At 75.4% G+C, this 19,640-nt stretch carries 18 protein-coding genes; 7 read left to right on the forward strand and 11 right to left on the reverse strand.

Going from position 1 to position 19,640, the window contains the following annotated elements; genetic code table 11:
• Window positions 1-21 precede the first annotated feature (21 nt).
• The 6 genes from AC1WTP_RS00130 to AC1WTP_RS00155 all read right to left on the reverse strand — a co-directional run bounded on the left by AC1WTP_RS00130 (window position 22) and on the right by AC1WTP_RS00155 (window position 5,474).
• On the reverse strand, window positions 22-426 hold the full coding sequence (locus AC1WTP_RS00130) for a cupin domain-containing protein (protein WP_481647179.1): 405 nt from the start codon (window positions 424-426) through the stop codon (window positions 22-24).
• Window positions 419-1,162: an SRPBCC family protein gene (locus AC1WTP_RS00135; RefSeq protein WP_481647180.1), complete on the reverse strand. Its 744-nt coding sequence runs from the start codon at window positions 1,160-1,162 to the stop codon at window positions 419-421. Before AC1WTP_RS00135 ends, AC1WTP_RS00130 begins: the two co-directional genes overlap by 8 nt.
• On the reverse strand, window positions 1,159-2,697 hold the full coding sequence (locus tag AC1WTP_RS00140; RefSeq protein ID WP_481647181.1) for an acetyl-CoA carboxylase biotin carboxylase subunit: 1,539 nt from the start codon (window positions 2,695-2,697) through the stop codon (window positions 1,159-1,161). Before AC1WTP_RS00140 ends, AC1WTP_RS00135 begins: the two co-directional genes overlap by 4 nt.
• A 10-nt stretch (window positions 2,698-2,707) precedes the next feature.
• Window positions 2,708-3,301, reverse strand: coding sequence for an acetyl-CoA carboxylase biotin carboxyl carrier protein (accB, locus tag AC1WTP_RS00145; protein WP_481647412.1), 594 nt, complete (start codon window positions 3,299-3,301; stop codon window positions 2,708-2,710).
• A 101-nt stretch (window positions 3,302-3,402) separates the two neighbouring features.
• Window positions 3,403-5,139: an acetyl-CoA carboxylase carboxyltransferase subunit alpha gene (locus AC1WTP_RS00150; protein ID WP_481647182.1), complete on the reverse strand. Its 1,737-nt coding sequence runs from the start codon at window positions 5,137-5,139 to the stop codon at window positions 3,403-3,405.
• Complete coding sequence (locus AC1WTP_RS00155; RefSeq protein WP_167189890.1) at window positions 5,136-5,474, reverse strand: TcmI family type II polyketide cyclase; 339 nt, start codon at window positions 5,472-5,474, stop codon at window positions 5,136-5,138. The genes AC1WTP_RS00150 and AC1WTP_RS00155 overlap by 4 nt, the downstream gene beginning before the upstream one ends.
• 428 nt (window positions 5,475-5,902) lie before the next feature.
• Between AC1WTP_RS00155 and AC1WTP_RS00160 the strand changes: the two genes are divergently transcribed.
• From AC1WTP_RS00160 to AC1WTP_RS00180, 5 genes are all read left to right on the forward strand, one after another.
• The gene (locus AC1WTP_RS00160) at window positions 5,903-6,709 is read left to right on the forward strand and encodes an AfsR/SARP family transcriptional regulator (RefSeq protein ID WP_481647183.1); all 807 of its coding nucleotides are present in this window, start codon (window positions 5,903-5,905) and stop codon (window positions 6,707-6,709) included.
• A 123-nt stretch (window positions 6,710-6,832) separates the two neighbouring features.
• Window positions 6,833-7,186, forward strand: coding sequence for a TcmI family type II polyketide cyclase (locus tag AC1WTP_RS00165; RefSeq protein ID WP_481647184.1), 354 nt, complete (start codon window positions 6,833-6,835; stop codon window positions 7,184-7,186).
• 13 nt (window positions 7,187-7,199) lie between these two features.
• Window positions 7,200-8,549 (forward strand): FAD-dependent oxidoreductase, encoded by a 1,350-nt coding sequence (locus AC1WTP_RS00170; protein ID WP_481647185.1) that lies wholly within the window; start codon window positions 7,200-7,202, stop codon window positions 8,547-8,549.
• Window positions 8,550-8,784: 235 nt separating this feature from the next.
• Window positions 8,785-9,684, forward strand: a complete 900-nt coding sequence (locus AC1WTP_RS00175) for a helix-hairpin-helix domain-containing protein (RefSeq protein WP_481647186.1) — start codon at window positions 8,785-8,787, stop codon at window positions 9,682-9,684.
• A gap of 177 nt (window positions 9,685-9,861) precedes the next feature.
• Window positions 9,862-11,067 (forward strand): low temperature requirement protein A, encoded by a 1,206-nt coding sequence (locus AC1WTP_RS00180; RefSeq protein ID WP_481647187.1) that lies wholly within the window; start codon window positions 9,862-9,864, stop codon window positions 11,065-11,067.
• Between the two features lie 18 nt (window positions 11,068-11,085).
• Here AC1WTP_RS00180 and AC1WTP_RS00185 read toward each other — a convergent pair whose 3' ends face one another.
• A complete protein-coding gene (locus AC1WTP_RS00185; RefSeq protein ID WP_481647188.1) occupies window positions 11,086-11,814 on the reverse strand; it encodes a maleate cis-trans isomerase family protein in 729 nt (242 codons plus the stop codon).
• Between the two features lie 17 nt (window positions 11,815-11,831).
• Window positions 11,832-12,659 (reverse strand): hypothetical protein, encoded by an 828-nt coding sequence (locus AC1WTP_RS00190; protein ID WP_481647189.1) that lies wholly within the window; start codon window positions 12,657-12,659, stop codon window positions 11,832-11,834.
• Between the two features lie 244 nt (window positions 12,660-12,903).
• Between AC1WTP_RS00190 and AC1WTP_RS00195 the strand changes: the two genes are divergently transcribed.
• Together AC1WTP_RS00195 and AC1WTP_RS00200 are read left to right on the forward strand one after the other, a co-directional pair.
• Window positions 12,904-13,113, forward strand: coding sequence for a hypothetical protein (locus AC1WTP_RS00195; protein WP_481647190.1), 210 nt, complete (start codon window positions 12,904-12,906; stop codon window positions 13,111-13,113).
• 262 nt (window positions 13,114-13,375) lie between these two features.
• The gene (locus tag AC1WTP_RS00200; RefSeq protein WP_481647191.1) at window positions 13,376-14,335 is read left to right on the forward strand and encodes a TIGR03557 family F420-dependent LLM class oxidoreductase; all 960 of its coding nucleotides are present in this window, start codon (window positions 13,376-13,378) and stop codon (window positions 14,333-14,335) included.
• 135 nt (window positions 14,336-14,470) lie between these two features.
• Here AC1WTP_RS00200 and AC1WTP_RS00205 read toward each other — a convergent pair whose 3' ends face one another.
• The 3 genes from AC1WTP_RS00205 to AC1WTP_RS00215 form a co-directional block, all read right to left on the reverse strand.
• The gene (locus AC1WTP_RS00205) at window positions 14,471-16,039 is read right to left on the reverse strand and encodes a right-handed parallel beta-helix repeat-containing protein (RefSeq protein WP_481647192.1); all 1,569 of its coding nucleotides are present in this window, start codon (window positions 16,037-16,039) and stop codon (window positions 14,471-14,473) included.
• Between the two features lie 204 nt (window positions 16,040-16,243).
• The gene (locus AC1WTP_RS00210; RefSeq protein ID WP_481647193.1) at window positions 16,244-18,340 is read right to left on the reverse strand and encodes an APC family permease; all 2,097 of its coding nucleotides are present in this window, start codon (window positions 18,338-18,340) and stop codon (window positions 16,244-16,246) included.
• 455 nt (window positions 18,341-18,795) lie between these two features.
• Window positions 18,796-19,566, reverse strand: coding sequence for a DUF5995 family protein (locus tag AC1WTP_RS00215; RefSeq protein WP_481647194.1), 771 nt, complete (start codon window positions 19,564-19,566; stop codon window positions 18,796-18,798).
• Window positions 19,567-19,640: the final 74 nt, after the last annotated feature.

Raw genomic sequence — 19,640 nt, forward strand, 5'->3', positions numbered from 1 at the left:
ACTCCGGCTCACTCCTCGCGCTCACGACCCGCCCCGCTGCTCGACCAGTTCGGTGTCGACGTGACCGAGTTCGGGCCGGGGCGCCAGCGGTCCGAGGTGGAAGACCACCTCGGCCGGCTCGTCGCCGGTGTTGCGCAGCCGGTGCCGGACGTTGACCGGGACGAAGAGCGCCTCGCCGGCCGCGAGCGGCACCGGCTGGTCGTCGAGGTCCACGGTGATCGCGCCGCGGGCCACGTAGAGGAACTCCTCGCTGTAGGGGTGGTAGTGCTCGGCGATCCGCTCCCCCGGCCGCAGCGCCGCGACGCCCATGAAGCCGGAGGTGCTGCCGACCGTCCGGGGGCCGAGCAGGACCCGCAGCTCACCGCCGCGGCGACGGTCCGCCGCCACGTCCCGGGCGGCGACCAGCCGCAGGGTCTGCTCACTCATCACCGGCTCCCGTCGCCTCGGCGGCCCCGGCCGGCGCTCCGTCGCGGGCCAGCCGTTCGATCCGCTCCTTGATGACGGCCAGCTGCACCGCGCTGTTGGCGTTGATCCGGTCGGTCATGCCGGCGTTGTCCACCGGGGCGGTCGGCTTCATGGCGAAGTCCTGCACCCAGGTCATCCGGGTGCCCCCGGCCTCCTCGGTGTAGCGCCAGTGGATCCGCATGTACTCGAACGGCCCGGTCTCCACCCGCTGCGCGCGTACCTGCCGGGTCGCCGGGTCGGCGGTGCGCTCGCTGACCCAGCTCCAGGTCACGCCGTTCTCGTCCGGGTGCATGGTCAGCCGGAACCGGACGGTGTCGCCGTCGCGGTCCAGGATCTCCACCCGCGCGTACTCGGTGAACAGCTCGGTCCAGCGCGCGACGTCGTTGGTGACGTCCCAGACCAGCGGCAACGGCGCCGCGACGAGCACGCTGTTCTCGGTGTGTCCGGGCGGGTCGACGCGCCGGGCGACCAGCTCCGCCACCGCGGGGATGCTCAGCTGGGTGGCCTGTTCCGGGATCCGCACCTGCCAGCGGTCGGCGACCACGGCGGAGAGTTCCAGCAGGGCCAGCGAGTCCATGCCGAGCTCCTCCAGGGACGCGGCCGGCGCGCGGGCGGCCGCGTCGGGGTCCAGCCCACAGTGCGCCACCAGGATGTCGGTGATCTCCGCGGTCAGCGGACGGCCATGGGTGACGGTCATCTGGTCCTCCTGTGTGGTCGGTCGGGCGGGCCGGCGGGTTCGGCGGGACGGGCGGGATCCCGGGCGGCCGGTGGATCGGCGGGTACGCCGGGCGGGCGGGTGGCGGGTGGCCGGGCGGCGGGCGGGCGGGCGGCCGGCGGCCCCGCGGAGGGCCGGGCGGGGGGACCCGGCGGCCGGCCCGGGTCCCGGCCGGCCAGCAGCCGGTCGACCAGGCCGGTCGAGTAGCGCCCCTTGCGGAAGCCGGGGTCGTCGAGCACCCGCCGGACGAACGGGATGGTGGTGCGCACCCCGGGCCCGGCGACGTCGAACTCGTCGAGGGCGCGTTCCAGCCGGTTCAGGGCCAGCTCCCGGTCCGGCGCCCAGACCGCCACCTTGGCCAGCAGCGAGTCGTAGTACGGGCCGACCAGGTAGCCGGGGTGGCCGTGGGTGTCGACGCGGGTGAAGGGGCCGCCGGGCGGGACGAACCGCTCCAACCGGCCGGGGGTGGGGGCGAAGTCGCGGTCCGGGTCCTCCACGTTGACCCGGCACTCGACCGCCACCCCGTGCGCGCGGACGTCCTCCTGCCGCAGCCGCAGCGGCACCCCGGCGGCGATGTGCAGTTGCTCGTGCACCAGGTCGATCCCGGTGATCATCTCGGTGACCGGGTGCTCCACCTGGATCCGGCAGTTGATTTCCAGGAAGTGGAACCGCTCCTCGGCGTCGACCAGGAACTCGACCGTGCCGGCACCGGTGAAACCGACGTCGAGGACGCCGCGCAGGGCGGCCGCCGCGATGGCCTCCAGGGTGGCCGCGGAGAGCGCCGGCGCCGGGGCCTCCTCGACCAGCTTCTGGTGCCGCCGCTGCACCGAGCAGTCCCGGGTGCCCAGGTGCACGCCGTTGCCGTGCTGGTCGCAGAGCACCTGCACCTCGACGTGCCGGGCGTCGGTGAGGTACCGCTCGACGTACACCCGGTCGTCACCGAAGACGGCCTGCGCGGCGGCCCGGGTGCGCGCGTACGCCCGGGGCAGCTCCGCCGGGGTCCGGACCACCGTCATGCCCCGCCCGCCGCCACCGGCGGCCGCCTTGACGATCACCGGGTAGCCGATCTCGGCGGCCACCGCCGCCGCCGCGGCGGCCGTCGGCACGGGTTGTACGCTGCCCGGCGGCAGCGGCAGCCCGGCCCGCCGCATGAGCGCCCGGGCGGAGGACTTGTCGGCCAGGTCGGCCATCACCCGCGGCGGCGGGCCGATGAAGGTCAGCCCGTTCTGGGCGCAGATCTCGGCGAAGTCGGCGTCCTCGGAGAGAAACCCGTAGCCGGGGTGCACCGCCTGCGCGCCGACCTGCCGGGCCGCCTCGACGATCGCGGCGGCGTTGAGGTAGCTGCGCCGGCTCTGCGGGGGTCCGATCCGGACGGCCTCGTCGGCGAGCCGGACCGGCGTCGAGTCGGCGTCCGCGGTGGAGTAGACGATCGCGGTGCGCACCCCCAGCTCGCGGCAGGCGCGCAGCACCCGCAGGGCGATCTCGCCCCGGTTGGCGATCAGCACCTTCTCGAACATCGCCACCACCTCAGGCCGGTTCCAGGGCGACCAGCGGCTGGTCGTACTCCACCGGCTGGCCGTCGTCGGCCAGCACCTCGACCACCCGCCCGGCCCGGTCGGCGGTCACCTCGTTCATCAGCTTCATCGCCTCGACGATGCCGACCACCTGGCCCGGCCGGACCAGGTCGCCGACGGCGACGAAGGGCGCGGCGCCGGGCTCCGGGGCGCGGTAGAAGGTGCCGACGATGGGTGAGCACACCGTGCTGCGGGCCGGCGCGTCCGCGCCGTCCGCCGGCGGGTCCGTACCGGCGGCCGGGGCGGGCGCCGTCCGGGGCGGCTGCGGCGGCGCGGCGGCGGGGGCGGGGGCGGCGTGCCACTCCACCTCCAGCACGGTCTGCCCGCTGCGCAGCCGCACCCGGCGCACCGGTCCGGCCAGCTCGGCGACGAGCTGCCGGGCCTGCCGGCGCAGCCCGGCCAGCACCGCGTCCACCCCGCCCGCCGCGGCCACGCCACCCGCGTCGGCGCCGCCCGGGGCCGTGGGAGCCGGCGGCGGCTCGGTCCCGGCGGCGGCGGCCGGTGGCGGACCGCCGGACGCGGGCGGCGCGCCGGGGCCGGGGGCCACCGACCGGCGCTCGGCCGGGCCGTCCGCGGCGGGCGGGTCGATCCGGGGCAGGGGCGGGACCGCGCCGTCCGGGGCCGGTTCGGTGCGGGGCCGCGCGGCGGTCATCGGCCACCCGCCCGGACGCCGGCCGCGCCGAAGCGCCGGAACCGCTGCCGCCGCCGCCGCACCAGGGTCACCGGCGGCACCTCCAGCAGGGGCGTCAGGTTGGCCAGCAGCGCCGTCCGCAGCAGCCGGCCGGCCGCCTCCGGGTCGTCCTGCGCCCCGGCCGCCGGCTCTGGCACCACCTCGTCGACCACACCGAGCCGGCGCAGGTCCGGCGCGGTGAGGCGCAGCGCGCGGGCCGCCTGCGGGGCCGCCCCCCGGTCGGGCCAGAGGATCGCGGCGCAGCCCTCAGGGCTGATCACCGAGTAGACCGCGTGCCGGAGCATCAGCACCCGGTCGGCGACGGCCAGGGCCAGCGCGCCGCCGCTGCCACCCTCCCCGGTGATCACCGCGACGACCGGGGTGGGCAGCATGGTCAGCGCCAGGATGTTCTCCGCGATCGCGGCCGCCTGACCCTGCTGCTCGGCGTCGACGCCGGGATCCGCGCCGGGGGTGTCCACCAGGGTCACCACGGGCAGGCCGAGCCGGGCGGCGAGCCGCATCAGCCGCAGCGCCTTGCGGTGCCCGGCCGGGCTGGCCATGCCGAAGTTGCGGGCGACCAGTTCCGCGGTGGTGTGCCCCTTCTGGTGGCCGATCACCATGACCGGCCGGCCGTCCAGCCGGGCCAGGCCGCCGACCACCGCCGGGCAGTCCCCGCCGAGCCGGTCGCCGTGCAGCTCCACGAATTCGTCGAACGCCGACTCGAGGTAGTCCAGCGTGGTGGGCCGGCCGGGGTGCCGGGCGGCGCGTACGGTCGCCCAGGCGTCGGCGGCCGGCTCACCGTCCGCGGTCGACACGGGCTGCGCGCCGGTGCCGGCCGGCGTCGCACCGGCGACGGGCGTGGCGGGTGGCGGCGCCGGCCGGGACACCTCCGTCCGCGCGTCGGGCCGGCGGCCGGCCCGGGCCGCGGCGAGCAGCGCGACCAGCCGGCCCCGCAGGGCGCGCCGGGGCACCACCATGTCCACCTGCCCGTGCCGGAGCAGGAAGTCGGCGGTCTGGAAGCCGTCGGGCAGAGCCCGACCGGTGACCTGGCGGATCACCCGGGGGCCGGCGAAGCCCATCCGGGCGCCGCTCTCGGCGATCACCACGTCGGTGTTGGTGGCGAACGACGCCGCCACTCCCCCGTACGTCGGGTCGGTGAGCACGCTGACCGTGAGCAGGCCGGTCTCCCGGAGTGCGGCGACGGCCTGACTGACCGTCGCCATCTGCATCAGCGACAGCGCGCCCTCCTGCATCCGCGCTCCGCCGGAGGCGGTGACCAGGACCAGCGGGACCCGGTCGGCCAGCGCCCGCTCGGCGGCGCGGGTGATCAGCTCGCCGACCGCGCAGCCGAGGCTGCCGCCGAGGAAGCGGAAGTCCATCACGGCGAGCGCGCAGGGGTGCCGGCCGATGGTCGCGGTGCCGCAGACGACCGCCTCGGCCAGTCCGGTGCCGGCCCGGGCGGCGGTGAGCCGGTGCGGGTACGGCAGCACGTCGACGAAGCCGATCGGGTCCACCTCGGCCGGGGCGTCCGGCAGCGCGGCGAACGAGCCCGGGTCGACCAGCTGGCGCAGCCGTTCGGGCGCGCCGAGCCGGGCGTGCGTGCCGCACTCGGGGCAGACGTCGAGGTTGCGGTGCAGCCGCTTGCGGTACAGCAGGGTGGCGCAGCCGGCGCAGCGGGACCAGAGCTGCCCCTCCCGGGGGGCGGTGGCGGTCACGACGGCCGTCCGGCGGGCGCGGCGTCGAAGCGGTAGAAGCAGCGGGCCATCGCGTCCCGCGGCGACCGCCAGTCCGGCAGGTACGGCGAGATGTACGGCCGCAGCCGCGCGCTGACCCGCTCGAACTCGGGGTGCCCCCGGGCCGTCTCCACCGCCCCGTCGCCCGGCAGCTCGGTCTCCAGCAGGTGCACGTAGAGGTCGTGCAGCCGGTACAGCGACCGGTGCCGGACCCCGACCAGGCGGGGCAGCTCGGTCGCGTCGGACTCGGCGAAGATCTCGGCGACCTGCGCCTCCGCGGTCGGGACCACCTTCGCGACGATGAGCGAACGGTCCATGGATGGCCTCCCCCCACGGCGCCCGGCGTCCGGTGACACCGGCGCCGGACACGCCGGACGACTGCCGACACGATGCGCGGGAGACCGTCACCCCGCCGTCACCGGGCACCGCCGCCCGGCGACGCGACTCGGTGACGGTGCGTTGACGCAAGCTGTGTATCGGCTGTTTGTCCGCTGACCGTTGCACGATCATGTCGGCGCGTCTTAGCAGTTCAGAGCCGTTCTCACGGTCGCCGCCAGGAGGTCGACATACCGACCAACATGTTGACCGAGCGTAACCATCATTGATAATCTTCGTCGCGGTCACCCCGGCGGGCGCCGCGCGCGCCGCCGGTGCCGCGGCGGAGCGAGCTCGACAGTGGCGTCACGGGCGGCCGCGCCGGGGACACAGCAGACAGTCGGGACGAGCGTTCCGCAGGGGGTGCCGCGTGGCCGCAGATCCGTCCGTGTCAACCGCCGGGGACCGCCCCGGGGCCGGCATCTCACTGCACCTGCTCGGCGGCTTCCGCCTGCTGCACGCCGGCGCGCCGGTGGTCGTGCCGCGCGGCCTGCAGCGGGTCATCGCGCTGATCGGGCTGCGCCCCGGCGCCACCCGCAGCAACCTGGCCGGGCTGCTCTGGCCGGACGCGCCCGAGGAGCGGGCGCTCTCCTCGTTGCGCACCGCCCTGTGGCGGCTCCGGCAGGACCCCTGCTGCCCGCTGGACACCAGCGGCGACACGGTGCGGCTCGACCCGGTGGTCCGGGTCGACGTGGACGACCTGGTCGGCACGGCCGCCCGGGTGCGCGACGGCGGCGACCCGGGCACCGCCGCGGGGGCGCTCTGCGCCGGCCGGCACGACCTGCTCCCCGGCTGGTACGACGACTGGGTGCTGCTGGAGCGGGAGCGGCTGCGCCAGCTGCGGCTGCACATGCTGGAACAGGTCGCCGGCCAGCACCTGGCGGCCGGCCGGCACGGCGAGGCGCTGGAGGCCGCCCTGGAGGCGATGGCCGCCGAGCCGCTGCGGGAGACCCCGCACCGGCTGGTGGTCCGCATCCACCTCGCCGAGGGCAACGCCTTCGAGGCGGTGCACGCCTTCTACGTCTACCGGGACCTGCTGCGCCGGGAGCTGCACCTGGAACCGTCGGCGGCGATGAGCGCCCTGCTCGACGACACCCTCGCGCCGATCCGGCGGGCCAGCGGCGACGCCCGGCCACGCCCCCGCCGGGATCCGGCCGGCCGGGGCGCGATCCGCTGAGCCCGGCCGTCATCGCCGCCCCGGCGGGCGTGACGGCCGGGTGACAGGGCGCCGGGCAGGGTGGGCGGCACAGGTGTCCGTGGCCGCTTCCCGGTCGGGAGCGCCACCGGGGAGAGGGGTCCCATGAGCCGTCTACTGATCGTCAGCAGGATCATCCCGGGTGCGGAGGGACGGGTGGCGCAGATCTTCGCCGAGTCCGACGCGACCGAACTGCCCATCCTGACCGGGGTCCGGCACCGGTCCCTGTACTGCCTGCACGACCTCTGCGTACACCTGATGGAGACGGCGGAGGTCGAGCCGGACGCGCTGGCCGAGGCGCGCAACCACCCGCTCTACCGCCAGGTCAACGAGCGGCTCTCGGCGCACACCTCGCCGTACCTGCCGACCTGGCGCTCACCGCGGGACGCGATCGCCGGCTGCTTCTACCGGTGGGACGCCGCGGCGGCGCCGGCGCCCGCGCCGCGACCGGCCGGCTGAGCTGGCGGACGCGATGGCAGCCAGCGCACCGCACGTCCTGGTGATCGGCGCCGGCACCGGCGGCCTCTGCCTGGCGCACGGGCTGCGCCGGGCCGGGATCAGCGTCGCGGTCTACGAGCGGTACCGCACCCGCGGTGAGGGGCTGCTCGGCTACCGGGTCGGCATCGGCCCGACCGGCAGCCGGGCGCTGCGCGAGTGCCTGCCGCCGGAGCTGTTCGACACCTACCTCGCCACCTGCGCCCGGTCGCCGCGGTACTTCAACGTGATCAGCCAGCGCCTGCGCGAGACCGCGTCGTTCGAACTGCGCCCGGACACCGACCCGGTCGACACCGAACGCTCGGTGGCCCGGATGACGCTGCGCCAGGTCCTGCTCACCGGCATGGAGGACGTGGTGCACTTCGACAAGACCTTCACCCGCTACGAGCAGCGCGACGACGGCACCGTCACCGCGCACTTCGCCGACGGCAGCACCGCCACCGGCGACCTGCTGGTCGCCGCGGACGGCACGCACTCCGCGGTCCGCCGCCAGTACCTGCCGCACGCGGTCACCCGGGACGCCGGCACCATCAACATCGCCACCCGGATCCCGCTCACCCCGCACACCCGCGGCCTGCTCCCCGAGCGGATCCGGCAGGGCATCTCGCTGATCTTCGGCAGCGGCGGGATGATGGGCGTGCTGCACGTGATGGAGTTCAAGTGGGACCGCGACGGCGCCGTGAAGCCGGGCGTCAGCGCGGCCGACGCCGCGGTGCTGGAGCGCTGGCCGGGGCTGGCGCACGACAACACCCGCGACAACATCAACCTGGTCATCTGGAGCACCGCCCGCCGGTTCCCCGCCGACGTGATGCGCCGGCGCGGCGAGGAGCTGATCCGGCTCGCCCTGCAACTCACCCGCGGCTGGCACCCGAACCTGCGCGAGCTGCTGGCCTGCGGCGACCCGGGCAGCGCCCTGCCGATCCGGGTGGCCACCTCCGAGCCGGTGCCGCCGTGGAAGAGCAGCACCGTCACGCTGCTCGGCGACGCCATCCACACGATGACCCCCGGTCGCGGGGTGGGCGCGAACACCGCCCTGCGCGACGCCGCCCTGCTCTGCCGGCAGCTCCGGCTGGCCGCCGCCGGTGACAAGACGCTGGTGCAGGCGGTGGCCGACTACGAGACGGTGATGGTGCCGTACGGGTTCGCCCGGGTCGCCGACTCGCTCAACCGCAGCGGCACCAACGGCGACGACCGGATGTACCACCCGGTGTTCGGCCGGCTCGCGCTGCTCGGGGCCCGGGGCTACTTCACCGTCACCAGTCGGGTGCCGCGGCTGCGGCGGAAGTTCGTCGACGACTTCTACACCTACCGGGGCGAGGAGGACTGACCGACTGTCCCGTCACGACCCCGGTGCCCGGCGGCACCGGGGTCGCCGCCTGCCGGGACCCCGGGCCCGGGGCGTGCCGGCCGCCACCGTCCGTCGCCTGCCGGGCACCGCCGGTGCGGCCCGTCCCACCGGCGCGGCCGGTTGCCGAGCCTCCCTGTCGGCCGGATCGCGCGTGTGCGAAGCTGCGGCGAGTTTTTCTCGCGAGTTTCCGACGTGAACGAGAGGGAGGTTTGCCGTGGCGTGGTCTTTCGGGCACTGGCTGATACTGATCGTGGCTCTGCTGGTGGGCCTGGCCGCCGGCTGGGTGCTGCGCGGCCGGCGCGACGCAGCGGCCGCCGGCGCGACCAGGGTGGACGGTGCCACCGGCATGACGGCCGTGGTGGCCGACCCGGCCCCCGCCGCCACCACCGACACGGTACGGCCCGAGGCCACCGTCGACCCGGCCGTGGCCGTGGTCGCCGAGCAGCCCGGGCCGGTCGACACCGTACCGGCCCGGCCCGGCCCGGCCGACACCGTGGACCCGGCGGACATGGCCCTCACCGACGCCCCGGCCGCGCCGTCCACGGTCGACCCGGCCGCCGAGCCGGAGCGGGCCGCCGCCGGCGAGCCGGCCGAGCCCGACGCGGCCCTGGTCAGCGAGCTGGCCGCCGGCGACGGCGAGGGCGGGCCCGAGGAGGACGTGCCGACGAGCGTGGCCGACGCCGACGAGTCGAGCGTCGACGAGCCGGCCGTGGTCGCGCAGCGCCCGGCGCCGACCGAGGAGCCCGAGGCCGCCCCGACCCGGGCGCCCGAGGTTGCCGAGCCCGTCGCGGCCGAGCCGCCGGCGCGGCCGGCCGTCGCCACGCCGCCGGTGCGGCCGGTGCCCGCGCCGGCCGCGGACGCCGCCGCCGAGCCGGCCGACGACTTCCGCCGCATCCAGGGGGTCGGGCCGAAGATGGCGGCGGCGTTGCAGGCCGCCGGCGTCCGGACGTACCGGCAGCTGGGCGAGCTGGACGAGGCGGCGCTGCGGGACATCATCCGGGCCGCCGGGCTGCGCGCCGCGCCCAGCCTGGCCACCTGGCCGCAGCAGGCCACGGTGCTCGCCGGCGCGCCGGAGGCGGCCGCCGCGCTGCCCGCGGGCGGGTCCGACGCCTGACCGGTCGCGGCCCGGCGGTCGGTTCGTCGACCGCCGGGCCGCGGCCGGCGCCGACCCCACCGGGTCGCGCCGGCCGGCCCGGAAAAAGCCGGGTACCGGAGCGTGGCGGACCGGACGTCGTTACCGTCGGGGCAGGGCCGGACGGCCCGCCGAGCCGATCCCCGCCAGGAGCTGCCCGTGCAGGACCCGACGCCGGAGCCTGCCCCGCGCCGGGACGACCCCCCGGTACGCGACCCGGAGGCACCCCGGCGGGTGACCCTGCTGGAACTCTTCTTCGACCTCGTCTACGTGGTCGCGCTCGCCCTCATCTCCCGCGGCCTCGTCGAGGAGCTGGACTGGCACCGGGCCGGGCAGGCGCTGATCATGCTGGCCGCGATGTGGTGGACGTGGGCGATCACCACCCTGGTCACCGATCTCTACGACCCGGAACGCGCCGAGATCAAGCTGCTGGTCACCGCGGTGATGTTCGGCGCGTTGCTGATGACCACCGCCATCCCGGAGGCGTTCGGCGCCCGGGGGCTGGTCTTCGCCGGCACCTACGTGGCGATCCACCTCGGCCGCGGGCTGTTCCTCATGCCGAGGGTCCGGCGGCACCGGCAGACCCAGCGCCGGGCCGCCCGCATCCTCATCTGGTTCGCCGTCTCGGCGGTGCCCTGGATCGCCGGCGCCTTCGTCTCCGGGGACGGCCGGATGGCGCTCTGGGCGCTCGCCCTGGCCATCGACTACGGCGGCTTCCGGCTGGCCTACCCGGTTCCCGGACTGGGCGCGGTACCCGACTCCCAGCGCAACGTCACCGCCGAGCACCTCTCCGAGCGGTACCAGCAGTTCTTCATCATCGCGCTCGGCGACGCGATCCTGACCATCGGCACGATGTTCAACCTGGCCCGTTCCGAGGCGGAGAACATCGGCGCGTTCGCGGTCGCGTTCGCCACCACCCTGCTGCTCTGGCGGATCTACGTGCACAAGTCCGGGGAGTTGCTCCCGCTGGCCATCTCCACCGCCCGGGCGCCGAGCAAGTTCCTCAACACCGCCCCGTACACGCACCTGCTGATGGTCGCCGGGGTGGTCACCACCGCCGCCGGGTTCGACCTGGTGCTGCACCACCCGGACGGGCGCACGCCACCGGCCTGGGCCGCGGTCATCCTCGGCGGCCCGGCGCTGTTCCTGCTCGGGCGTGCGGCGTTCGAGTACGAGGTGTTCAGCCGGGTCTCGCTGTCCCGCCCGGGGGGACTGCTGGTCCTGCTCACCGCCGCGCCGGCGGCGCTGTTCCTGCCGCCGGTGTTCGCCGCCCTCGCGGCGATGCTGGTGCTGGCGGGGGTCGCGATGGCCGACACCCGGCGCAGCCGGGGCAAGCCGCCGGAGGCGCCCGTCCCGCCCCACTGACCCTGTCCGGGCCGCCGTTCAGGCCACCCCGGCCAGCAGCCGCCCGGCGTCCGGCACGTACGGCGGCAGGTTCAGCGCGGTCAGCAACTGGTGCACCGTGGCGGTGGCCGCGGTCAGCACCGGCCGGCCGATCCGCGCCTCGACCCGCGGCACCGCGGCCAGCGAGGGCATCTGCACGCACGCCGAGAGCACCACCGCGTCGACCGCGCCCACGTCCAGCCGGTCGGCCAGGGCGACCAGGCGCTCGGCCGGGATCCGGCCGACCGCCAGGTTGTCCGGCTCGGCCAGGCTCACCGCCTCGGTCACCGTCACGCCGTACCCGCCGAGGTAGTCGGCCACCTTGGCGGTGAGCGGGGGCAGGTAGGGCGCGATCAGCGCCGCCCGCCGCGCGCCCAACGCCCGCAGCCCGGCCACCAGCGCGCCGGCGCTGGTCACCACCGGCATGCGGTACCCCGCCCGGGCCGCCGCGCGGCCCAACCGCGCGCCGGTCCGCTCGTGCGCGCCGGCACCGTCGTTCATCACCGCCACCAGGCAGGCGTACGCGAGCACGTCGCAGCGGGCGTCGGCCAACTCCTCGGCGCACCGGTCGCTGGCGGCGTTCATCCGGGCCAGTTCCTCCGGCGTGACCCGGTGCAGCCGGACCCGGCTGGCGTGGGTGGTGAAGCTGACCGCCGGGTCGACGGCCTCGCGGCGGCGCAGCATCGCCGGGATCTCGGTCTCCATGGTGGTGTTCGAACTGGGCACCACGAGGCCGATCCGACGGGTCACACCAGTGCCCCGGGGTACGCGCGGACGCGCAACCGCTGCCCGGCGGTGGCGCCGAGCCGCACCTGGAGCCCGAGCGGCGCGGCCGCCCGGCGAACCTCGTCGACGTGCAGCGACCCGTGCCGGTCCACGGTGAGCACCGGTGGCTCCTCCGGGTCACCGCCGGGGGCGTGGAACGACAGCAGGGTCACCGAGGTGGGCAGGTGCCCCGGGTACGCGGCCCGGGCCCCCGCCTCGTCCCGGTGCGCGAGGACGACCAGGTCGTCGAGGTGGGCGAAGTCCGCGGCGATGCCCTCGGCCCGCCAGTGCGCGGGCTCCTCGTCCGCGCCGGTCAGGTGCCGGGACCGGTTCGCCGAGGTGATGTAGAGGTGGTCGAGCCCGGTCTCCGCGACCGCCCGCTCGAAGAAGGCGTTGGACGGGCAGGCCAGCCCCGGTGCGATCACCTGGGTGGTACGCACCCCCTGGTCGGGCTGGGTCAGGTGGTCGGGCAGCCGGGCGGCGGCCGGCCCGCGGAAGCCGAACGGGCCGGCGCCGTAGAGCGCGTCCATCAAGCGGCGCACCCGCCGCTCCGGCAGCCGGTGCGGCACCAGCGACCAGTCGAACATCCCGGTGATCCGTCCGGCCGGGGTGGTGATGCTGCCGACCTGGCCGGCCGGGCGGCCCTTGGCCAGGTTGACCCGGCGCACGGTGGCGGCGTCCGGCCGGGTGACGATGACGTAGAAGTTGGCGAAGGCGGCCGCGACCACCGCGCCGCCGGCCAGCGCACGGGCCGCGACGGCGACGTCCTCGGGACGGTCGATGAACAGGTTCGGTGTCCAGGCGCCCATGACTCCTCCTCCGCGGGCCGTGACGCAGTTGTACGTCCGCCGGCCCGCCCGGCGCCGTGGTCGGTCCTCGATCCGATAGGCGACCGGCGCGACCCGGTGCGGGCGGTCCACCCCAGGCCGTACCAACGGGGGGCCGGGGTCGCCGGACGGCCGGCCGGGCCCGCCGATCGGTGGTGCCGTTAGCCGCTCGACGCGATTGGGTACAACGCCTGCACCTCGAAAACCACCACCCCTGGAGGCAACCATGCGCGGCACGTCGATACTTGGAGTCCTGGTCGTGATCTGGCTGATCATCGGCGCGATCGCCGCCGGTCAGCGCGGCTACTACGGCAACGACGACGAGACCAACTGCGCCGAGGCGGGCACCATCCTGGTGACCATCGTTGCCGGGCCGCTCAACTACATCGGCGCCAACCCGAAGGTCGACTGCGAGTTGCCCGAGCCGTCCCGGTAGGACGCTCCGCCCGCCCCGTCCCCGGCCCGCGCCCTCCGGCGCGGGCCGTTCGCGTGCTGTACCCGGCCCGGCGGGGCGCCGCCGGCCGGACCCGGCACGGGAGCACCCCAGCGGGCGCTGCCACTTGCTGGTGCGGCCCCCTGAGCGGCCCGCGACCCGCGCCGGGGCGGGTGCGTCGCCGGCCGCGCCGGGGTGACGTTTGCCGCCGGTCGCGCGGGGAACGGGCCTTGCTCCACCGCCGCACGGGACGGAGCACCGGGGTATGCAGATCGGCTACAAGCTCGCCGCCGAGGGATACGGGCCGCAGGAGATGATCCGGCAGGCGGTCCGCGCCGAGCAGGTCGGCTTCGACTTCGTGGAGATGAGCGACCACTACCACCCGTGGCTGGAGGCCCAGGGCCACTCGTCGTTCGCCTGGAGCGTGCTCGGCGCGATCGCCGCCCGGACCACCACCCTGAAGCTGGCCACCGGCGTCACCTGCCCGACGGTCCGCTACCACCCGGCGATCATCGCCCAGGCCGCCGCCACCCTGGCCCTGATCTCCGACGGGCGGTTCACCCTCGGGGTGGGCGCCGGGGAACGGCTCAACGAGCACGTGGTCGGGCAGGGTTTCCCGAGCGTACGCGGGCGCCACGAGCGGCTCCGCGAGGCGCTGGAGATCATCCGGCTGCTCTGGCAGGGCGGCTACCAGTCGTACGAGGGCAGGCACCTGCAGCTGGAGGACGCCCGGGTCTTCGACCTGCCGCCCACCCCGCCGGTGATCGCGGTGGCGGCCAGCGGCCCGGACTCGGCCGCGATGGCCGCGGAGCTGGGCGACGGGCTGTTCGCCACCGAGCCGAAGGGGTCCGTCGTCGAGCACTACCGGTCCGCCGGCGGGCAGGGTCCCCGCTACGCCGAGGTGCCGCTGGCCTGGGCCACCGACGAGGGCCGGGCGGTGCAGGCGGTGCTGCGGACCAGCCGGTGGATGGTCACCGGCTGGAAGGTGATGAGCGAGCTGCCCAACCCGGTCAACTTCGACGCGGCCAGCTCGTACGTGGAGGAGCGGCACGTCCGCGAGCTGTTCTCCGTCGGCCCCGACCCGGCGGTGCACGTCCGGGCGGTGCGGCCCTACGTGGAGGCCGGCTTCGACCACATCGTGCTGCAGAACGCCGGCCCGGACCCGGACGGATTCCTCGACTTCTTCGCCGCCGACCTGGCCGGCCGGCTGCGCGCCCTCGGCTAAGCCACGCACCCCGGACGCGCCCCGCGGACAGGCGCGCCCACGCGGCGGCCCGCCGGGGCGATCGGCGATCGTCCCCGGCGGGCCGGAGGTGGTGTCGGGTCGACGCTCGGCGTCAGCGGAAGGTCGACGGCGGCGTCAGCGGAAGCAGTGGGTGACCGGCACCCGGGAGCCCGCGCAGTTGGTGGGGCGGTTCTCGATGATGTCGGTCTCGTCGTCGACCTTGACCCGGGCCTTGTCGGCGAAGACCCCGCCCGGCTTGCCGGTCGCCCGGTTGCGGATCACCTCGCTGCGGTACAGCGAGAGCTGGCCCAGGGTGGCGAAGATCCCCCCGCCGGTCGACCGGGCGCCGACCGCGGCGTTGTAGCCCAGCTCGGTCTGCCGTACCAGCAGGTTCGACTTCTCGGCGTGGATGCCGCCGCCGTTGCCGCGCGCGGTGTTCCCGGCGACGACGCTGTCGTCCAGCGGGACCAGCCCCTGGAAGGTGGAGATGCCACCGCCGTTGCCGGTGGCGGTGTTGTCCCGCACGGTCAGGCGGCGCAGGAAGAGCACCGCGTCCGAGTTGGCCAGGCCGCCGCCCACCTGGGCGGTGTTGCCGAGAACCTTGGTGTCCGAGACCCGGGTCCGGGCCGAGAAGCTGGCCAGGCCACCGCCGTGCGTCGCGCTGTTGTGCGCGAAGGTGGTGCCCTGCACCTCGGCCGCGCCGCGGTAGTTGGCCAGCCCGCCGCCGTACGCGACGGCGCTGTTGTCGCGGAACTCGGAGCGGCGCAGGGTGAGGACCCCGCCGTTGAGGAACCCACCGCCCTTGCCCGCCTTGCCGGCCGCGCTGTTCTCCACGAACGTGCTCTCGTCCACCGTCATGTTGCCGTCGTTGAAGATGGCGCCACCGCCGCCCTCCGCGGAGAGCGAGACGCTGTGCGCGATCGTGGTGCGCTCGATGACCGCCGAGGCGCCGTGCACGACGTGGACGCTGCCGCCCTCGGCCGCCGAGCGGCCGTTGCGCAGGACGACGTCGCGCAACGTCAACTCCCCGCCGTCGCGGACGGTGAAGAACCGGAACGCCTCGGCGTCCGACTTGCGGACGATGGTGGCGCCGGCGCCCTCGACGGTGACCGGGTGGTAGATCACCGGCAGGCCGGCCTTGTCGTCGGCCGGGTTGCGCGGCGGCGCCTCGGCGTCACCGGGGTTCTCGGCCGTGTCGGCGGCCTCCCGGGCGTCGCGGATCCCGCCGTCGTACTCGTCGGGCTGCTGGAAGGCGTGGGTCAGCGGGTACGTGCACCTCGGCGCGAGCCGGACGGTGCCGCCACCCTCGGCGTTGGCCCGCACCAGCGCCGCGATGAGCTTGGCGGAGTCGCAGGGCACCTCGATCGCGTCCCGGTGCCACCGGTTGCCGCCGGCTGGCTGCCACTCTTGCGGGTCGCCGCCGCCCGCGCGCTCCCAGCCGGTACGACCGTCGTCCTGGCGCCCGTCCGGGTCCTGCGGCTCCGCCTCGTGCCGCTGCTCCGCGTCGGTCTCGGTGCCGCCCAGGACCGTGGCCGACCGGCCCTGGTCGGCGACGGCGAGCCCGCGGTCGGCGGCCGTGGCCGCCACCCCGGTCAACCCGGTCGCCCCGACCACCAGGCTGCCCGCCACGAACCCGCCGGCTAAGAACCACCGCGATCGTCGCCTCGGTCGTGCTGGGCGCCGGCTCCCCTGGTAGCTGGACATCACGCTTCCCTGCCTCTCGTGCGTGGCTGACACGGCCCGCCCCGAAACGGGCGCGGAGTGGCTGACGTCGCTGCAGCCACCGAAAGTCACGATACGGCGGTTAAACGGACAAGTCCGGCGAACGTGAATAGGGATGCCTTTCACCTTCATCTGTCCCAGTGGGCATCGAACAGGGCGGCCACCGCCCGGGCCTGGGCGCCGGCGTCAACCGCCGACGTGGATGCCCGGGCGGCGGGTGGGATCGGGCTCGATGCGCCGCAGGATCTCCCGGACCACCGGCGGGGTGTCGCCCCGACCGAGGATCAGGTACCGCAGCAGGTGCCCGAGCGGGCTCCCCTCCGACCACTCGAAGTGCGCGTGCGGCCGCACCCCGGTGGCGTCGCGGAGCGCGAGCAGGATCGCCGCGATGGCGTTCGGGGCGGCCGGGCTGCTGGCCCGCAGCACCCGGTACCCGCCCACCTCCACGCCGTGCACCCGCAGCACCCGACTGAACTCCGACGGGTCGACCACGTCGATCTCCAGGAAGAGCACGTCGGCCGCCCCGGGCACCGGGTTCATCCCGCGCTGCGCCCGCTCCTTGACGGTGTACTCCTTGACCGCGCCGCTGTCGCGCCTGTTGGCGATCAGGTGCAGCCGCCCGTCGTGCGCCAGCGACTCCCGGACGTAGCGCCGGGCCGGCTCGTCGAACTCGATCCGCTCGGCCCGCAGCTCCGTGGTGCGACTCACCCGGGAGACCAGCGAGACGACGATGATGCCGAGGATGAACAGGGCCGAGATGGTGATCCCGTCCGGCTGCTCGATCACGTTCTCCACCAGCGCGTACAGCATGACCAGGACGACCACGGTGAAGCCGGTGGCGACGCCCCGCCGGCGCTGGCGGGCCGCGGAGATGGCCACCGCCACCGCGGCGGAGACCATCATGGCGAGGACCCCGGTGGCGTACGCCCCGGCCTGGGCGTTCACGTCGGCCCGGAAGACGACGGTGATGGCGACGCTGACCAGGGTGTAGACGATGACCACCGGCCGCACCGCGCGGGCCCACTCGGGCGCCATGCCGTACGACGGCAGGTAGCGGGGCACGATGTTGATCAGGCCGGCCATCGCCGAGGCGCCGGCGAACCAGAGGATCAGCACGCTGCTGATGTCGTAGACCGTGCCGAAGCCCTCACCGACGTGCTCGTGGGCGAGGAACGCCAGGGCCCGGCCGTTGGCCGCCCCGCCCGGCGCGAAGGCCTCGGCGGGGATGAGCACCGTGGTGACGAACGTGGTGGAGACCAGGTACACCGACATGATCAGCGCGGCGGCGGTGAGCAGCCTGCGGGTGTTGCGGATCCGGGCGGCCAGCCGGGCCTCCCGGTCCGGGCCCGGTCCCGCCACCAGCGGCATCATGCTGACCCCGGTCTCGAAACCGGACAGGCCGAGCGCCAGCAGCGGGAAGGCCAGCACGGCGGTCAGCGCCACGTCGCCGGGCCCGCCGGTGGTGGTCAGCGCGGCGGTCCAGTCCGACAGCGTGCCCGGGTCCGCCGCGATCTCGGCCACCCCGGTCGCCACGATCACCGCGTTGAGGCCGAGGAAGACCGCGACCAGCGGGATGGCCACCACCACCGCTTCCCGGAACCCGAGCAGGAACACCCCGCCGAGGACCAGCAGCAGGAGCACGGTCACCCCCACCGCGACGAGCGGGCCGCCGAACCCCTCCGGCAGGTACGGGTTCTCCAGCAGGTGCACGGTGGCGTCGGCCGAGGAGAGGGTGATCGTGATGATCCACGAGGTGGCCACGAAGCCGAGCAGGACCAGGACGAAGATCTTGCCCCGCCAGAACGGCAGCAGCCGCTCCAGCATCGCCACCGACCCCTGCCCGTGGGGGCTCTCCCGGGCCACCCGGCGGTACATCGGCAGCATCCCGAACAGGGTGAGCGCCACGATCAGCAGGGTCGCCAGGGGCGACAGCGCGCCGGCCGCCACCGCCGCGATGGCAGGCAGGTACGACAGGGTGGAGAAGTAGTCCACCCCGGTCAGGCACATCACCTGCCACCAGGCGTGCGACCGGGCCTGTCCCTCGGTGGTCTCCGGGCCCAGCGGCTGCACCTGGTGCTGGAACAGCCACCGGCGGAGCCGGCCCTGCGGCTCCCGGCGCCGGGCCGGGTTCTCCACCCGCTCCGGAATGGTGACCCGGCGGCCGGCGCGGTCACCGGGACGGGTCGGGTCCCGGGCGGCACGCAGGTCCGGCCCGGGCCCTCGGGACGCCGGGTGCGGGCGCGCCCGATCGCGTCGAGGTCTGCCCCGGTGCTCGTCAGCCATCCCCCGTCCCACCCTCAGCCGTCCTGCCCCGACGGTAGGCGGTGACCGGGCACCGGCCCGGCGGAACGGGGGAAGCCGGGCACCCCTCGGGCCGGACGGAGCCGGGCGGTTGGCACCGGTGGGTCAGCGCGCGCCACCTCGACGGCGGCCGGCGCCCGGCCGGGCGGGCCGGGGCGGTGCGTCGGGTCGGGGGCGGGGTCGCGCCGCGGGTCGGCGCCAGGCCTGGACGGTCATGGCGCGCGCGTACCCCGTGCGGGCCGGCCGACACCCCCCGGGCCGGCCGGCCCTCCCCCACGGTCGCGGCGGGCGCCCCCCGGGCCCGGCCGCGATGCCACCGTCGTCCACCCGCCACCCGGGTCACCCGACCGGGTGACCCGCCCCCGTGCCGGCCGGCGGATGAGCGGACATGTCCCCGCGCCCCGGGTGTAACGGGGCGCGGGGACCCCCCGTCCCGGCTACTGCAGGAACGCCCCGAGGGGCGAGAGCAGCAACCGACCGAGCAGCGCGGCGTTTTCGTCCAGCCGCGCGCGCTCGCACTCGTGGGCGGCCGGATCGTGCCGGCAGCGCCAGATCTTCTGCGCGTTGCGCCAGGCGACGTCGCGGGTGTACTCGACGAGTTCACCCTGGTACCAGTCGTCGATGTCGCCGTTGAGCATGTCGATGAGCAGTTGCCAGCGGTCCAGGTAGCCGCGCCGCAGCCCCGGGATCTTGTCCGCGAAGATGTTGTTGATCTCGAGGTAGTCGCGGTGCTGGTCGGTGCCGTCCACCGGCTCCGACTCCAGGCTGTCGAACGTGGTGACCAACGCGAACGGCAGGTCGAAGTTGATGTGCGCGTTCACCCCGGCGGCCGCCGACGGCAGCGGGCGGGCGTCCGGGCCGCGCATCCGCTCGAACAGGCAGGACCAGGCCTTGGGGCAGCCGGGGCTGGAGTCCGTCCAGAGCCGCATCGCGTCGAAGTAGCGGGCCGCGAACTCGACGTCGAGCCGGGACAGGAACACCGGGTCGGCGAACCGGTCGTCGTAGAGGCCGTCCAGCACGCTGGAGGTGATGGTGAGGTAGAGCTTGTTGAAGTCGGCGAGCGGGCAGCTCTCCTCCAGCGGGGGCAGCCGGACCAGCAGGTCCTGGAGCTTGGTGAGGTGGTCGACCACCGCCGGCACGTCGGCCGGGTGGTCGGCGAGCAGGTCGACGATGTCCCGGTGCACGGGCCCCCAGACCGGTTCGGTCATCTTCTCCTCCACACTGCTCCGCGACACCCCGTGCCGCCGTGACAGGGCACAGCCTTCCAGCCGGCGGCTGTCCG

It is taken from the genome of Micromonospora sp. R311, assembly GCF_056780015.1.

Bases quoted from the DNA above. Each gene is read 5' to 3' on its own strand.
- AC1WTP_RS00130 (WP_481647179.1), bottom strand. From the start codon at position 426: ATGAGTGAGCAGACCCTGCGGCTGGTCGCCGCCCGGGACGTGGCGGCG.
- AC1WTP_RS00135 (WP_481647180.1), bottom strand. From the start codon at position 1,162: ATGACCGTCACCCATGGCCGTCCGCTGACCGCGGAGATCACCGACATC.
- AC1WTP_RS00140 (WP_481647181.1), bottom strand. From the start codon at position 2,697: ATGTTCGAGAAGGTGCTGATCGCCAACCGGGGCGAGATCGCCCTGCGG.
- AC1WTP_RS00155 (WP_167189890.1), bottom strand. From the start codon at position 5,474: ATGGACCGTTCGCTCATCGTCGCGAAGGTGGTCCCGACCGCGGAGGCG.
- AC1WTP_RS00165 (WP_481647184.1), top strand. From the start codon at position 6,833: ATGAGCCGTCTACTGATCGTCAGCAGGATCATCCCGGGTGCGGAGGGA.
- AC1WTP_RS00170 (WP_481647185.1), top strand. From the start codon at position 7,200: ATGGCAGCCAGCGCACCGCACGTCCTGGTGATCGGCGCCGGCACCGGC.
- AC1WTP_RS00190 (WP_481647189.1), bottom strand. From the start codon at position 12,659: ATGGGCGCCTGGACACCGAACCTGTTCATCGACCGTCCCGAGGACGTC.
- AC1WTP_RS00195 (WP_481647190.1), top strand. From the start codon at position 12,904: ATGCGCGGCACGTCGATACTTGGAGTCCTGGTCGTGATCTGGCTGATC.
- AC1WTP_RS00200 (WP_481647191.1), top strand. From the start codon at position 13,376: ATGCAGATCGGCTACAAGCTCGCCGCCGAGGGATACGGGCCGCAGGAG.
- AC1WTP_RS00205 (WP_481647192.1), bottom strand. From the start codon at position 16,039: ATGTCCAGCTACCAGGGGAGCCGGCGCCCAGCACGACCGAGGCGACGA.
- AC1WTP_RS00210 (WP_481647193.1), bottom strand. From the start codon at position 18,340: ATGGCTGACGAGCACCGGGGCAGACCTCGACGCGATCGGGCGCGCCCG.
- AC1WTP_RS00215 (WP_481647194.1), bottom strand. From the start codon at position 19,566: ATGACCGAACCGGTCTGGGGGCCCGTGCACCGGGACATCGTCGACCTG.